This is a genomic window from Neobacillus kokaensis, from assembly GCF_014656545.1.
GTDB classification, from domain to species: domain Bacteria; phylum Bacillota; class Bacilli; order Bacillales; family Cytobacillaceae; genus Neobacillus; species Neobacillus kokaensis.
Genome location: NZ_BNDS01000003.1, coordinates 52,860 through 70,049, shown reverse-complemented (window position 1 = coordinate 70,049; position 17,190 = coordinate 52,860). Strand labels below are relative to the sequence as shown.

General features: G+C 33.5%; 11 protein-coding genes. All 11 read right to left on the bottom strand.

What is annotated here, in order from left to right:
* Window positions 1-3: 3 nt before the first annotated feature.
* Window positions 4-1,638: an ATP-binding cassette domain-containing protein gene (locus IE222_RS04935; RefSeq protein ID WP_191270324.1), complete on the bottom strand. Its 1,635-nt coding sequence runs from the start codon at window positions 1,636-1,638 to the stop codon at window positions 4-6.
* A 15-nt stretch (window positions 1,639-1,653) separates the two neighbouring features.
* The gene (locus IE222_RS04930) at window positions 1,654-2,457 is read right to left on the bottom strand and encodes an ABC transporter permease (protein ID WP_191270322.1); all 804 of its coding nucleotides are present in this window, start codon (window positions 2,455-2,457) and stop codon (window positions 1,654-1,656) included.
* Complete coding sequence (locus tag IE222_RS04925; RefSeq protein WP_191270320.1) at window positions 2,454-3,731, bottom strand: nucleotide sugar dehydrogenase; 1,278 nt, start codon at window positions 3,729-3,731, stop codon at window positions 2,454-2,456. The genes IE222_RS04930 and IE222_RS04925 overlap by 4 nt, the downstream gene beginning before the upstream one ends.
* Window positions 3,732-6,461 carry a heparinase II/III domain-containing protein gene (locus tag IE222_RS04920; RefSeq protein ID WP_191270312.1) on the bottom strand — a complete coding sequence of 910 codons (2,730 nt, stop codon included), beginning with the start codon at window positions 6,459-6,461 and terminating at the stop codon, window positions 3,732-3,734.
* Window positions 6,462-6,526: 65 nt separating this feature from the next.
* Window positions 6,527-7,531 (bottom strand): glycosyltransferase family 4 protein, encoded by a 1,005-nt coding sequence (locus IE222_RS04915; RefSeq protein ID WP_191270310.1) that lies wholly within the window; start codon window positions 7,529-7,531, stop codon window positions 6,527-6,529.
* An 11-nt stretch (window positions 7,532-7,542) separates the two neighbouring features.
* On the bottom strand, window positions 7,543-11,079 hold the full coding sequence (locus tag IE222_RS04910) for a CgeB family protein (protein WP_191270308.1): 3,537 nt from the start codon (window positions 11,077-11,079) through the stop codon (window positions 7,543-7,545).
* A gap of 27 nt (window positions 11,080-11,106) precedes the next feature.
* A complete protein-coding gene (locus IE222_RS04905) occupies window positions 11,107-11,361 on the bottom strand; it encodes a hypothetical protein (protein ID WP_191270306.1) in 255 nt (84 codons plus the stop codon).
* Window positions 11,362-11,526: 165 nt separating this feature from the next.
* Window positions 11,527-12,669, bottom strand: coding sequence for a non-hydrolyzing UDP-N-acetylglucosamine 2-epimerase (gene wecB / locus IE222_RS04900; protein ID WP_191270304.1), 1,143 nt, complete (start codon window positions 12,667-12,669; stop codon window positions 11,527-11,529).
* An 80-nt stretch (window positions 12,670-12,749) separates the two neighbouring features.
* Window positions 12,750-14,081: a glycosyltransferase gene (locus IE222_RS04895; protein ID WP_191270302.1), complete on the bottom strand. Its 1,332-nt coding sequence runs from the start codon at window positions 14,079-14,081 to the stop codon at window positions 12,750-12,752.
* Between the two features lie 24 nt (window positions 14,082-14,105).
* Window positions 14,106-15,287 carry a glycosyltransferase family 4 protein gene (locus tag IE222_RS04890; RefSeq protein WP_223282581.1) on the bottom strand — a complete coding sequence of 394 codons (1,182 nt, stop codon included), beginning with the start codon at window positions 15,285-15,287 and terminating at the stop codon, window positions 14,106-14,108.
* A 354-nt stretch (window positions 15,288-15,641) separates the two neighbouring features.
* Window positions 15,642-16,769: a C39 family peptidase gene (locus IE222_RS26890; protein ID WP_370465008.1), complete on the bottom strand. Its 1,128-nt coding sequence runs from the start codon at window positions 16,767-16,769 to the stop codon at window positions 15,642-15,644.
* Window positions 16,770-17,190: the final 421 nt, after the last annotated feature.

Genomic DNA, 17,190 nt, shown 5'->3' with positions numbered 1-17,190 from the left:
TTTTTATTTTGTTTCAATTGTTATAGTTTGGTCTAATTTATTATAAATAATATAATTTTGCTCTGTAGCAACAAGGCCGAAATTACCCTCTTGATCTTTGAGAACAGCATTCTCACTCAATGAACTAAACTCAGGAGAGTTTGTATCTATACCTTTTATGATAAGAGCAGTGGATTCTCCGTTATTGATTTGAAATATGATCTGTCCATTTCCAAAAACAAGGAACTTTTTATTTGAGTTTTCTGCAATTTCGTTGGTTAATCCACGCAAATCATTTTTTATTTTTTCTTCACTTGCATTTATATAAGCTAAATAAAATTGATACGTTTTACTAAAAACCTCGGGAGTTATAGATAAGATTCCACTCAAAGTTATCTTTTTAGTATCATCTATGCTGTCCAAAAGGCTAATATTCTTTTGGTCGGTATACCCTTCCTTGTCATTATCTAATCGAATTTTATAAAGTTGGTCCGCTTCTTCTTCAACCATAACTTTTTCGGAAAAATCCAAAGAGGATATCACCTTTTTCTTATTACTATCACTAAATAGTTCGATTTTATTTTCCCGAACATACCCTTCCCGATTAATAATCCGCACCTCTTTTTGAATAGGTTGAGAAGACTTTTTAACTTCTAAGTTATTTTTAGTATTCTCAATCTTTTTGGAAGTATCAGCCACAGAATGAAGACCACCTTGTAACAACATATAAGCACTAACCAACATACAAAGAAATAATACGGATAAAATGAAATTTTTGCCTTGCTTCTCGGAATTTTTCTTCTTTTTTGTCATTGATCTGCTGTGTAACTGAACTGACTCATTTTCAACATTGTTAATCTTATCAAATGATATGAATTGCTTTGCCATCATTTCTTTTTTATACATTTTTTGTTCTTCTGGAGCAAGAGCTTTATGCCAGGAAATAAACTCCTTATATTCCCTTATTACTTTTCCTATTCCCCCATAACTTTGAACTTTACCGTGATGCAGCCAAATTGCCCTATCACAAAAAGATCTGACTTGTGAAATGGAGTGACTAATAAAGAAAATTGTTTTTCCTTTCTTTTTAAACTCTTCCATTTTTGCTAAACATTTTTCATAAAATGTCTCATCCCCGACAGAAAGAGCCTCATCAATAATTAGGATATCCGGATCTGTATGAACAGAGATGGCAAATCCTAATCTGGACTTCATACCACTAGAATAGTTCTTAACCGGTTGGCTGATAAACTCACCTATATCAGCAAATTCAATTATTTTTGGTGTAATTTCCTCAATTTTCTCCTGCGATAAACCATGCATGAGACATTTTAATTCTATATTTTCAAAACCTGTTAGGTTATTGTTCAGTCCAACTGAAATTGCTATGAGTGATGTTTCACCATTTATTGATATTTGACCAGATGTAGGTGGTATAACCTGCGCTAATAAATTTGACATTGTTGATTTTCCAGAACCATTCACACCTATAATACCAATTGTCTCACCTTCATAAACTTCAAATGAGATATTATTAAGTGCATAAAAAGTTTTATTTTTTTTCTTTCTAGATGAAAATAAATCGGCTAATTTATCAAATTTACCTCCATAAAGGGTATAGGTTTTTGAAACATTTCTAAAAATAACTTTTGGCTTCATCAAATAAGCCTCCGATTAAATATAATCTACAAATTTCTTGCGGAATTTAATATGCATAAAAGAACCAAGGAATAAAATAAATAACGTTAAACTCCAAAAATAAGCGGTATAAGTCAATTCTGAAAAGAACCATCCTCCACCCAAAATTGTATGTCTAAATCCCTCAATTAAATAAAAGATTGGATTCAACTTTAGTATATTGACAAAAAGCGGTGGAAGATTGTCTATTTTCCATACAATTGGAAGAAGAAAAAAAACCATTCTCATTCCAGACTGAATCAATAGCTGAAAGTCTCTTACAATAATCGATATTGTAGAAAATAATAAGCAAACAGAAAATAGAAAAACATATAAACAGAATAAATAATAGGGCAATTGAAGTAAATACAGTCCCGCATTAATTTTATTAATTACTAGGAGTACTACTAATATCAGCATCATGCTTAAAAAATTAAAACTATTTGTAACTATACTAGTAGTGGGTAAAATACTAACTGGAAATTTCATTTTTGAAACTAAACTAACTCTAGAATATATACTATTTGAACCTTGCAAAATTGCAGGTCCAATAAAAAACCATGGGATTAACCCTACTAATAGCCAAACCAGGAAGGGAGTATCTCCTACTGGAGACCCCCGCCTGATTCCAAAGCCAAATACAAACCAGTATAATGCAATTTGTAACACTGGATTTAAAAATTGCCATAACCAGCCTAAATAGTGCAATTGATACTGACCTTTAATGTCATAAATAGCTAATCTTAAGATAAGATGAACATTTTTCAATTGTTCATTTATGACTTGTAAGACAAATTTCATACTGTAAGAGCTTCCTTCTTAGTTGCTTCAAATAAATTGCCAAAATTCAAGTACTTTACATCAGTAGGAATCATTTTTACCACATTTTTTGTATCAAAGATCCTTTTAGTTGCCATACCATTAAAATCTTCTTCTTTTAATTCTTTAAATTCGTTGTGGTCTGTTAAGACAACAATTAAATCTGAACCAGTTACAGCCTCTTTAATATCATTGATAACAAAATCTGCACTTACGTGTGGATCATGAGCTCGTACCTCATATTTTCCTTCTGCTTCTAACATATGAAGAATTTCCATTGCTGGACTTTCTCGAATATCGTCTACGTTTCCTTTATATGTTAATCCGAATAAAGTAACAGTTTTTCCATTTTCATTTTCCATCAATGTATTGATGTTTTCTACCACAAACTCAGGCATAGAAGTGTTAATTGTTCTTGCTAAATTGATTAATTGGGCTTGTTCAGGTGCTTTAGCCACGATAAAATATGGGTCAACCGCTAAACAATGACCGCCAACTCCTGGTCCTGGTGTATGAAGATTTACACGTGGATGCTTGTTTGCCATCTCGATAACATCCAGTGCATTAATCTCTAATTCGTTACATACCTTTGTTAATTCATTGGCTAAGGCTATGTTAACATCGCGGAAAGTATTTTCCATTAATTTTGACATTTCAGCTGTTTTAGCATTTGTTTTAATAATTTCACCTTTTACAAACGTGCTGTAAACCATAGCTCCTGCTTCTGTACATTCTGGAGTAACACCGCCAACAATACGATTGTTATAGATTAATTCATGAAGAATTTGACCTGGTAATACGCGTTCAGGACAATGTACTAGGAAGATATCCTTCCCGACAACAAATCCCGCTTCTTCTACAAGTGGTTTTACATAATCGTCCATACTTCTTGGTGCAATCGTAGATTCAACAATAATTACATTGCCTCTTTTTACAAATGGGAGAACGGATCTTACGCCGCTCAAGACAAAGTTCAAGTCACAGGATTTGTATATGTCGTCATTGTTCGGCGTTGGCACCGAAATAATAAATGCATCCGCTTCTTCTGCTTTTAAAGATGCTCGAAATGTCCCTTTTTCTAGTACTTCCTCCAATGCTTCCTGTAAACCAGGCTCTTCAATGTGAATATGACCGCCATTTAATGAAGAAATAACTTCTGGCTTAACATCAACACCTACGACTTCTACATTATGTTTTGCAAACATAATAGAAGTTGGAAGACCAATATATCCTAGACCAATTGTACAAAGTTTCATTTAAAGCACCTTACCTTTTCTATTTATAGTAATTTTTGATGTATTCCTGGCTGTCTGTCCACCAAATTTATCTCGTACATACACTCTTACAAAATATTCTCCATTTGATTCCACTCTGTGTTCTAAAGTTGAATTTTTCGAATAAGAATATTTTTTAATAATTTCATTTCCATTATAAACATAATAAGCAAACGTGAGACCTTCACCGCTTACTGCAGATTCAACTTTAATAGTTTGTCTATCATCAGACGATATGGATAATTTAATAATTTTAAGCAATTCTTCCTGCGGCAGCACATCGGTTTTCCCATCTAATGGTATGCCTAATATTTGTTTCGCTTTTCCCAACAAATAATAAGGGAAATAAATTTTCAATTCATCATGGTTAACCCCGTCAGAGGTTTTTAAATCTACTTTATAGCCCCTATTACCCAATACATTATATAAAGGAAGAACATGATTCTTATAGTGATGATCATCTTTTCCTACAAAAATATGAATATTAGGCGAAACATCACATGGCTGATTAAGAACATTTAACAACAATCCATCCAAGTAATATCTATCAGATTCCTTAGAACCTCCAGCAATATACTCTGCAATGTTCGGATGATTTGCTTGCTGCAATAAAAAAGAGCCTAACTTACTTTGCGGCCCTCCCGCTATTACATTGCCAAAATAATACTTAATGCCATAATAAAGTGCGGTAAATCCGCCTTTTGAAGAACCGAGCGCAGTTACATTTTCAGACAAAATTTTATTCTGCCTCATGATATATTGAATAAGAGAAATTACAGAAGTTTCAATACTAAAATCCCTATTTTTCCCCAGATAATAAGAACCTTGATCACCGAAATCATCGAGAATAAAGAGCTTATTTACAGGTAAATCTTTTAATGTATTCATATAGTTATATAAATAGCTATATTTTGTTCCAAGAGCAGAGAAAATAACAAATAATTTGTCCTTATAACTTTCCGATGCTGCAGGTTCAAAATGATATCGTAAACTTCTAAATGAAGGAAATTCCTTCTCCATCTCAAAAGGTGCCTGTTTTCGAAGCGGTACATTGAATTCAGCTAATCTAAATTCTGTCATACATTCAATATTATCACCGCTAATCTCTACTTCCAAAGTTGTCAGCATTTCCTTAGATTCCATTTTTGGAAACTTCCATCCCAAAATGCTTGGTACTGTTTGTCCTTTAACAGTTCGAATTCTGACAGGAGCAGAAGTTGTAATTTCAATTTCCATCACTTTTTCATCATTCCGAAATAATTCTACTATGCTATCACGTAAGTGAACTTTTATTTCAGGCGCAACATGCCATAGAAATTTGTATTCATGCTTCTTATTTGAAGTCACAAAATCGTTCACGAACACATGATTAGATTTGCTGCTGTATTTTACATTACGTCGATGTTCTACATCATTATAGCGCTTATTAACACCTGTAACCTCACTCGTATCATCTGATGTATGGTAGTCTGTAAAGTACACTTGGTCGCATTTGCCATCTGTACGCGGCAAACCATTCCCATCCACAATCAAAGTATTATGTGCAAAAGAAGAATAAGCATATTTGGTAAATGGATCCTGATAATTATATCCATTTGGACCAGCTTCCGTTATGATTTCTCCTCCGGAATAAATAGTCAAATTTAAATCATCACTATGCTTGTGATAATTACCATGGTAGGCAGCAGTAAACAACACATATGTTGCTTTTTCCTTTTTAGTCCAATCATCACGAAAAATAGCATATCCTGCTTCCGGAAATATCTTCGTATTACCCATTGGAGGTGTTCCGGACTTTCCTGAAGAAACTGCATATTTAAATGATTCACTATCATACAATCTAGCATAGCTGCTGTTTCTAACAGGTATTGGCTCCGAATCACACATTGGCGGGAAAGTGCCATCAGGGCGAATAATATGTGTGGAATATTCCTCAGATTTGTTAAATAATAAGACAAATTCTTTACTGATTACAGGATCAATTTCTTCAAGCCAGGATACTAACTTTTTAATGTTTGATGCAACTAGCATATGATAATTTGGTGAGTGCTCTTTATGAACCCCATCCTCTGTATAAACGGCAAAGAAATAATTCTTTAATCGTGTAACAGCTAAATCAATATACCGTTGGGAAATTCCATTCTTTTTATCATTAAAATAAAAAGAGAAAAGTAAAAGCGAAATATCCTGAAACATTCCATGATTTGTATTCGTAGAATGGAATTCTTCATCAGCCAGTAATGCAGCAGTTTCCCACATTCTCGTTTCAATCTTTTGCCGATCAACATCCGAAATAATGTTGCGTGCAATGATGTAAAATCTTAGAATATATTGCAGCCGGACTGCTGTTGTTTCGTCATGATAGGCCATTGTTCCCTTATTTAGTGTATAGGAATGCTTGTCCAGCCAATCATTAATTAATTCCATACCTTTATTTAAATATTTTATGTCTTTAGTGGCTTGGTAGGCATCCGTCAGGCAGCCTAAAAAAGTATGGCCATGTACAAGTCTTTCAAAGCTTCGGGAACGCTGATCGTTCCAGTCAATTAATTTTGGAAATTTAACTACCCCAAACGGAGGCAGTGTATAAGCGTTCTTCTCCAAAATATTGTTTGCTGAAAGTAAGGAATCCTTGTTTCTGCTTTTCGGCAAAGCTTGGAGAATTGCATCTAACCTCTCAGCTGTTAGATTTGAAGGAACAAATATACTCATATCTCCCCTCCTTGATAATCATTATACTAGAAAAGAAGGATTTTAAAATGTAAAATCATTTCCAGTTACCTGGATAATACTTCTTCGATTAATTCTACCCATTCTTTGCCGATTTTTTCAATATCAAAACGTTGATTTACAAAGTTTTTTGCCTTTTGTCTTATTTCTTCTTTTTGATTAGTATTCATTTCATTGTAATCGAGTACACGATTTACCATATCGTCAATATTTCCGAGCAAAAATTCCTTGTTATAAATAGTATTGCTGCCATCCCATTTCAGGATTAATGGAGGCGCTCCAGATGCCATCCCTTCACCTGGTGCTAAATGGAAGCTTTCAAAATCACTTGTGGAGAGAACAAAGCCAATTTTTTGCAGCCATTCATCAATATCACCAAACCCATCAAAAGCAACAGCATTCTTCCATTCGGCTTTTTCAATTCTCTGGAATTGTGATTCGTAATATTCTCTTTCTTCATCCTTTTTCCAAAGCCAAGGATATTCTTGAGGAAGCTTTCCTTTAACAAACAGCTTATACCTCTTGTCCTTTAACCATAATTTTTCTAAAACATCAAGAGCTAAATCTAATCTTTTCATTTTTGGAGCAATCCCAATGATACCTAAATGAAAATCTGACTCTGCTGTTTTCGGCTTATCTAATTTATTCGCATCCAATACATTGTAAATCATCTTCATCTTTTCACGAGGCAGTTTAAAAACACGATAAAATTCCTCATAAACATATGGTGAAATAGCAATTAACACATCAATATTCTCAATTGTGAATTCCTTCGGATAAGCTGTATCCAATTCTTGTCTATGCATCCGAACTATTAGTTTTTGATGTGGCTGTTTGTGGGAGGAATACCAAACAGCATTCCCTAATCCCCACTCACAAACAATAACATCTGCCCAATTAAGACATTCTTTACTGTACTTTTCATCATGAGCATTATGACCTGCCCACTGATCCAAGCGAATTTCAAAACGATTACTTTTTTCTAAATAGTCAATTATCAATTTTGCAAACTTTAAATCATGTCCTGCAAAAACTAATTTCACTTTACTCATTTTATCAAGCCTCATATTTGAATTTGTTTTAACATTTCAGTATTGATATGCTGATTATTTCTCTGCTTAAAAGCTTTTGAAACATAATTGTACTTGTCATTACTAAATAGCTGCTTGCCATACTTTAAGTAGTAAGAATAATCAGTTCCCTTTTCAAGTTTTTCTAAAACCGCCTCAAGGGACTCCTTCGCAAAAACTCCTGTCTTTACAATGGTAGAGGCTGGTCTTAACGAAGTTACGAACTCATATTCCTTATTTTTATTTACTTCATTTAAAGATTGATCATTTGCATTAAATTCAAAATATGCACCTTTGCCAATAAAATCACTATCTGTAAAGGTCGTTGCCAGCATCAGGTCGGACAAGTAATTTTCACTATAATAATCATTTTTATCAAAATAAGTGATATACGGTGTATCAATCCATTCAAGCATATTTTGATATTTGTGCATGTAACTTCTTATGAAAGTTTTCACTGTCTTCGTATTATATTTGTTGAATAAGTCAAGGTAGCCTTCAAATGTGTCCACTAACATGTATAGCTCTTTATTCTCATAATTTTGGTTATTAAACAGTTCCAGGACTCTAAAAAACTCATCTTTAGAATGAATCAGTGCGATAGCAGTCACTTTGGGGAGCTGATAAGTGACAGGAAGTCCAACAATATCGCAAATAAATTTCAATCTTTCTGTATACGTATGTTTGCTTAGTACTTCACGAATACCTAGCATAGATTTCCGTCTGTACTCTTTTTCATCATTCAAAAGAACTTTAAAGGTATGGTCGATATCCTGCTCATTTTCAGAGATATTTACTAAATCACCAAACATGACTTCGATACCTTCTGCATAGGTACTGATAACTGGTGTCCCACATGCCAGCCCCTCAAATACCCTGCGTGAAAACATGGTTGGAGAGTCTTTAACCGTATTGACATTGATCATGACATTATAGCCTTTATAGGCTTTATCAATCTCATAATACTTAAGACTTCCCTTGATATTTTCTTCAAATCGTTCAGGGAACCTATGATTTGGCATTAGACCTTTTAAATTTTTCTCATAATTTCGGTCATAAATATCTAAGCCATATTTTGCTGCACAATCTAATACCCGGTCCATATCTCTAGCGCGTTCCTCGTGATGACGATAGTAAGAGCCTGCAAAGCATGCCTTGTTTTCCCGCTGGTCTACAATTTTGATTGGATTATGGATTGCTGGCTGCGCAGCAAAAGGTAAAGCATAAACTTGTTCATGTCCAGCAAGTTCTTTATATTTCGGTACCATTCTTTCATCTGTCGTAAAGATATAATCAAACTTAACAGCAGTTTTAATAAAACGATTGAAGTGGACTGGATCCTCTTTATTCCAAAAAACTGTAGGAATGTTATTGTCATTGCACCATTTAATTAAGCTAAACAGTGGCTTCATATTCTCTTCGCCGTAATACCCTACAAGCTTGTTCCAGCTTCCGTTATTACCTACCCATGCAGATTCCACCATTAGTAGATCCGGTTTATTACTCGTTAATGTTTCAAGCCAATTATCAGGAGTAAACGTAATTAACTCGCATTCTTCTGCATAAGAGGCGGTTGTAAAAACATCAAAAATAACGGCCATCTTTAATTTATTAAGTGGCTTGGGGTTAACTAATTTCAGTTCATACGGCTCACGATTGCTGACAAATTTCATACGATCTGTGTCTGGCAGAACCATCATTTCTTTAATAGTAAACTGGTCTAATTTAACCTTGCCTGCACCACTAATTCTAAAGGCCAGACGGATATCGGTTGTTTCAGGATGAAATCTGAAAGTATTTTCAGTATTTAACCGAAGCTGATAAATTTCCCCTTTCACTTCGCCAACATACTCGACTACCATTGGAATTAATTGAACATCTTCTGGAACTGTTCCGTTAAGTATAAATTCATATACTGCTTCTTTTTTTATGGATAATAATTGTGATATAGGTGGGATGCTATAACTATTATTTTTTTCTTTATAAGAAGCATATGCCCTTTTTTCACCAGTATTTGATTCTACAAGTAAACCATTTTCTTCATTTATTAATTTAATCAATTTATTTGAAGCAAACCAATTTTCTGTATTCATTTCTACAGTTAGTTCGTTTGTTATTTCAATTGGTTTCTCATTTAAACGAATACAAACATGTTGAAATAGTCCGGCACCATTGATTCTCAAAACAAATTTAACATCCGTAGTCTCTTCACTAAAGCTGATAATGGATTGTTCATTAAAGGGTACCTGTTTTAAGGCAATTCTTTTTCTATTTTTATAACAATGGATAAACAGCTCTAAGTTTGAATCTCCAGAGATTTCAGCAGTCGGGTGAATTTCATAATAATGCTTTGCCTTAGGTATCAATACCGTTTTCACAGGCTTTTCATTTAATTTACTTTCATCCATACAGGATAAAAAAAGATATTGTTTTGTGGCCAATTTAGATTCAAAGCAATTTGCTTCCTTGTGTACCAAGATTTTATTATCCTGATATAAACCGAATAGATTAGATTTATTGATATTAAAAACATAATCAAACTTAGGAAAACTTGGAATAGTCGATTTCAATCTATTTGGAAGCCAAAACCCTTCTCCAGAAATTGCAACAGTAGTAAGTTTCAAAGCACCTGTCCCCTGTACTCTTATAGCAAGCCTGATATGCTTCACTTCTGAATCCGGTTTAATTAATTTCTTATGATTTAGATCCACTTGCTGTGTTTCCATCTTTTCATTATGTTTATTATAAAAAACTAGAAATAACTTCACATCAAGCTGGGCGTCCTTTTGCCCTTCAAAAAGAACTTGGAATTTTTGATTTTTGCTAATTGTAATAGGATTTTTGGGGGAACCAGAAAAATTAATATTAGCTTCCTTGTATGGAAAATATATATGTTTTCCCTTTTCCAAATCAAAATAAAAGGAAGAACTATTGCCATCAAAGGTTACAGCTTTTTCATTAGGCATATACCAATTTGTCTGTTCAATACGTGAAAATGAACTATTTTTAGCAGAGGCTTGTCCCCAAACTGAGATATCTTCAATTTGAATTGAATCAATGGTAAACGTACCAGCTCCTACTACTTTAAGTGCTAAGCGAATACCATCGTATTCTTTTGGTATTGTTATTTCCTTTTCGACATTAAAAAGAATTACCCGATCATCAATTCGTTTACCCTTAAGATAAAAGATGGCAAACAACGTAATAGATACGTTATTATCCTTTTTACCATTAATAGAGACTTGGTATGTTTCTCCAAATTGTAAATTTAATTCGTTATTTTCCGGACTTTTCGTAAATTTTGTGTTCTGTTCATAATACGAAAAATATACGTGCTTGCCTTCTAGAAGTTCGGAATAAAATGTATTCTTTGATTGGTCGAATGTAATTGGAGCGTCTGACTGCTTATACCAGCCTGTATTGCCGATTTCATCAACCGTTTTTCTTTCCAAATGTGTAATCTGGGTCTGATTTAACCACTTTCTTGTTTTGTTTATTTGTTCCAATTTTTTTCTAATACCACTGTTCATTAATGACTTACTCCTTTTACATTCGATTTATTTCCTAAAGTTTTTTCGGATATTCCAGTACTTAACTGTTAGTTTCCCTAGAACCGAATTTCTAATGGAGTTATATCGTTTTTCTAGTGCATCGTATTTTTTTTTAAGTTTCTCGTAATCAAGTAATTCAGATTCACGCAAATCTAATTGAATTTTTAACTCTTTTTTTAGTAAAAGAATTTCAGACTGCAGCTTTTGATTTTCAAACTCTAATAATTGAGTCCTTTGATTTTTTTCCACAATTTCCACCATGAAAGTCCCCCCTTTATTTTTCCATTTTTTAATATTTTATATTTTTTTGTGATTGAACTTTAATAGCCAGTCGCTAATCAATGAATCGTTAATTTGTATATTCTTATAAAAACTAAGATTATCGTAGTTGTCATATAAACTTTGGTTTTACTTAGCAGTTATTGTTTAACTAAAATCAGCAGGTCTTTCTGTCAGATGGCCAAAATGGTATAGAATAGATTCAACAATCCTTTTAGAAGCATTTCCATCTCCATAAGGATTTGACGACTTCGCCATTTTGTCATGAGATTCTTTATCAGACAATAATTCATCAGCTAGTGAAAAAATAGTGTCCTCATCTGTTCCAGCTAATTTAAGAGTTCCTGCCTTTACACCTTCAGGGCGTTCGGTTGTATCTCTTAATACCAGGACCGGAACCCCAAGTGATGGTGCTTCTTCCTGAACACCGCCTGAATCAGTCAAAATTAAATAGGCCCTTGAAGCAAAGTTATGAAAATCAATAACATCTAGCGGTTCAATAAGGTGAATTCGATTATTTTCACCGAGTACTCTATTTGCAATTTCACGAACTACCGGGTTCATATGAACTGGATATACCACTTGGATATCATCATGTTTTTCAACTAGTCTCCTTATTGCAGTAAACATATGTTCCATCGGTTCACCTAGATTTTCACGACGGTGTGCGGTAAGTAAGACTAGGCGGTCATCCCCTAACTTTTCTAGTACAGGGTGTGAATAATTTAATTTGACTGTTGTCTTTAACGCATCAATTGCTGTATTCCCAGTCACAAAAATATTTTCATCTTTTTTGTTTTCAACCAAAAGGTTTTGCTTTGACTGTCCAGTTGGCGAAAAATGCAGGTCAGCTAATACACCCGTAAGTTGTCTATTCATTTCTTCAGGATATGGGGAATATTTATTTCCTGTTCTTAGCCCCGCCTCAACGTGTCCAATAGGAATCGAATTATAAAACGCTGCTAAGCTAGCAACAAAAGTAGTAGTGGTATCACCATGAACCAATACAATGTCTGGCTTTTCATCTTGGAACACTTGGTTTAACCCCTCTAGACTACGAGTTGTAACATCAATTAATGTCTGCCTGTCTTTCATGATGTTTAAATCATGATTTGGGACAATTTCAAAAATATTTAATACTTGGTCAAGCATTTCCCTATGCTGCGCAGTTACCGTAACAATTGACTTTATTTTTTCCTGATTATTTTCTAATTCTTTTACAAGCGGGGCCATTTTAATAGCTTCCGGTCTTGTCCCAAATACTGTCATAACCTTCAACCGATTTTCCATTTAAAAACCTCCAAAACAATTAAATATTTATTTATACATTAAGCTACAATTTAGTAATGATAAACTATACTAGTTCTATTTTATTTTGCCTCAGCAAAACCTTGTGTATGCCCATTATAAAGGGAGGATGTATGGTTATTATAAATGTTAAGAAATATATTCTTTTCATTTCCCCAGTTGTATTTATGGCTGGCATTTAATGAGTTGGTCTTCATTTCATCATGCTTAATGTGATTTTTTAATAACCAATTAACCCCCTTTGCGATTGATTCGGAGTCATGTGAGTCAACACAGACTCCAGTTCCATCACCTTCGACAACTCCCTTAATCTCTGGAAAACTGCATGCTACAACAGGTACACCAGACATCATGTATTCAAATAACTTATTTGACGATGCAGAGTAATGATTGAAGCATACATTGTTTAAAACTTGAAACCCTAAATAAGCATTTCGTGTGTATTTTGGCAGTTCTGAAAGTGGGACTTTTGGAAGGAATTTAACCTTATCTTCTAATTTCATTTCCTTAACCAATGCTTGAAGCTGCTTTTTAATTTTCCCATCACCAATGAGGACCAGTATGCCTTCATCGAAAAGTGGAACTGCCTTAATTAATTTATCCAAGCCTCTGCCGGTTTGGATTCCGCCTTGATAAAGCAAGATTTTCTCATTGTTCGGAATTCCTAGCATTCCATGCAAGTCTACTTTCTCTTCATTATTAACTGTTTGTTTAAATGGATAATTATGAACCACATGGGGATAAAATCCATATAAGTCTTCATTATATTTTGCTCTAGTATGATTTTCAACAATCATTTGGTCTATCTTTTTAATAAGAAAACCCTCAAGTTTTCCATAAATAGGACTTTGGTAACCGGTACGGCTTGTTTGAACCTCATGAGAATCATAAATAAGCTTTTTCTTTTTTAATCGCCATTTGGAACAGATATATCCTTGCGGAAGTGTATTTAAATCATTGGAATGATAAATATCATATTTCCTTTGAAATCCTTTTAAAATCATCCTAAGGATGAGCGTTCCTCTAACCCAAACAACATTTAATTTTGTTTTTAACATTAACACCGCTAATACAGTAAGAATGGAAAATATAATAGGAGATAAATAGATTAAAAGTCCCCATAGAAGCAGACCTAGAACACCAAGCCATTTATTTCTGATTGATAATCTGTATAGCTTTTGGATAGTTTCTAATAAAATGGGATATCTTCTAATCCTATATACCTTAAAAAGACTGTTCCTTTGCTCAAATTTTGGTAAGTTTACATCTTTTGGGTCGTGGATACAAATCAAATCAACCTCATAGCCAGCCTCTGATAAAGCGGTACATTCTCGTAAAACTCTGGCGTCGTTTGTAAAGTGATTCCATACAAACATGCATACTTTTTTAGACATGTGCGTAACATTCCTTTTAAAAAATTATTTAATATACTCGACAAGTTTATTAATATTAATCTCCCAATTGAATTCACTAAGAATTACCTGCTGCGCTTTGTGAGACATTTCACTTCTTAATGCATCATCATCTAGCAGCTTCTTTATATGCTCTAATATTAACTTCGGCTCATGCTCATTAATGGCGAGCCCGATTTCTTCATTATTAATAACGTCCTTGGCATAACCATCCACAATACCAACAATTGGGACACCGCATGTCATATAATCAATGATTTTACCAGGCAGTACCGTTTTAAAGACTTCTTTATCTTTTAACGTAACTAATCCTAAATCATGATCTGCAATTATTTTAAAGCATTCTTTTTTAGTCAAAGGGTTAATAATCGTAACATTTTTATGATCTTTTATGGACTCAATTAACTGCTTTTTATGAACCCCATAACCGATAATTGTCAGTTTTATTCCTTCATCCTCTAAAAATGGAACTAGCTGATCAATTAATTCAGTATTTTGTGCAAGGCCGAGATTTCCTGCGTAAATAATTTTTTTAGTTTTGCCTTTCTTTTCGGTGAGCGGAGCTAATTCTTCTTTAATGGAGCCATTCGGTATAAATAGTAAATCCTGAACTCCTGCTATCTTTTTAATATGCTCTTCAAAACCTAAGCTATTAATGACTATTTTGTCAGCCTTTTTATATAGCAGTTTTTCTAGAATTTCAAACCCCTTTATTATGAAGACATGATTAAACACCCCTACACCTTTTAAGGATTCGGGCCACAAATCCCTAACGTCTAAAATCATTTTGCATCTATACTTAAATTTTGCAAAAAGACCAACAAATCCCGTAAATATTGGTGGAGAGGTAACAAAAATATAATCAAAATTATGTTTATCTTTCATAATAAGTAAGGCAAATTTGAATGCAATTTCCAAATAATACATAAGTCTGTTAAATATACTATTGGAGTACTTTCTATTTTTTATAGAAATTCGTCGTATGTGATCTGTGTCTTTATTTAACAGATCCTCGTCCCAAAAGTCCCCATTTATATAAATTTTCTTATTTGGGTATGATGGTTCAGTTGTTAAAATTGTTACATCGAGGTTTTTCTTTTTTAATAACATGTACAGATGCTTCATGCGATTTGCATGACTTCCGATCTCTGGATAAAAATGCTGCGTAATAATTAAAACCTTTTTCACTTACTGGTGCCCACCTTTATATACCCAATCTGCTATAATTATACTTCTTTTCATATTTTAGCTAAATTATTCATCGAAATTTGTAATATAATGTAAGATAATCATATATAATATTACATCTATAGGTTGATTATTTAAAGACATTTTAGTTGATTTACATTAAATACCATTAACTATGAAAAAATTACCTTATTTTTTCCCATATAAAATATATATTATCAAAAAATGTCATCAAAATGTCGATTTTTCGCTAAATTTACTTATTCTTAATACTTTTCTGTCGTCCCATCCTTTTTTAATGATAAAAAGCTGCTCATTGAACAGCTTTTTATCACCATAGAAATATTACATTTCTTAATACGATATTGCCCTTCTACTTTGGTTACCCCAAATCCGATTAAACACCTTTTTGCTGATCTTGGCATTTTTTTCTCCAGTCCAGCAATCATTATAGTAATAGTTGCTTTGATCTAAACCAGTCAGTACTAGCGCATGTACAGAAAATCCATGCATCGGTGAAACTAGGACAACGATTGGTTTGCCATTACGAAGTTGTTTTTCGATAGCGGCATTGCTTTTGCCAGTTAGATTAACAGAGCTGCCTGCGTGTTTTTTGACTAACTTCATTAAAGCAGGGGGATAAATCGTCCAGCCTTGCTTTGTAAATGGATTGCCGACGTATCCATAGTTTGGATTCGATGAGTGCCGTGGCATTTCCTTCGCTAAGCTGACTTTATTGACACGTGCACCTTTATACTGCAGCATCATCGTAACTGCGGTAATCTCACAGCCAGTTGGTAATTCCGGTCTTTGGTTAATTAATGGTACGTTTAATTTTTTACTTGAAATTTTATTACCATGCTTTCCATAAACGGTTTTTGATGAATACTGATACCAAGCAAGAATCCGTTGCGTACCATTTTCTTTTTTTGTTGCCTTTGTCACATAACCTGAGGTATTAAGATCAAAAACATATTTGATATTTTTCCCGTGCTTTCCATAAACGGCTTCAGAATAATATTCATACCAGGAAAGAATTCGTTTTGTTCCTTTTTCCCTTTTTGTTGCTTTAGTAACATATCCTAATCCATTGATATCAAAAATATATTTAATCATTGTTCCATGGGAACCATAAACCGCTTTTGGATAATACTCATAATAATTAGTAACTTTTTGCGTTTTTCCGTCCAGTCTTTTTGCCTTTGTAACATATCCACCACTATTTAATTGAAAAATATATTTAATATTTTTCTTTGAATCTTGTAATTTAGCTCCTGAATAATATTGACGTATCTCTATTAATTTACTACCTGAATAAACTTTCGCGCTGCTTATTTCCCCATTGCTGTTAAGATGGTAATCAAACTTTTTCCCGTCGTCTGTACTTTGAACAGTATTCCTTGTATCTGCCTCCACAATTTGAACAGACATAGGTAAAGTAATTGCCAAGATTAACATAAAAGCTAATAATCTCTTCCCCATGATTTTCTCCTTTCTATTAAAATTCAATTAATAAAGAAAGAATTGTCTTTTTGTGATTGGATTCATACCATCAAAGGTTTAATAAAAACCTAATCTTTATTTGTTTTTTCCATTTCCTCTGGTGGCAGATGGTTTCCATATTTTGTTTTTGACTTATATTGATACGAAGAAAGAATTCGCTTCGTCCCCTTTTCTCTTAAGGTTCCTTTCTTTATATAACCAAAGACATTCAGGTTATAGATAAATTTAATGTTCTTACCATGGGTACCATAAACCGTTTTTGGATAATACTCATACCATGAAAGAATTTGTTTTGTTTCCTGTGCTTTCTTCGCTGCCTTTACTACATAACCTGAGGAATTAAGCTCATATATATACTGAATATTATTTCCATGATGTCCAAATACCGTTTTAGGGTAAT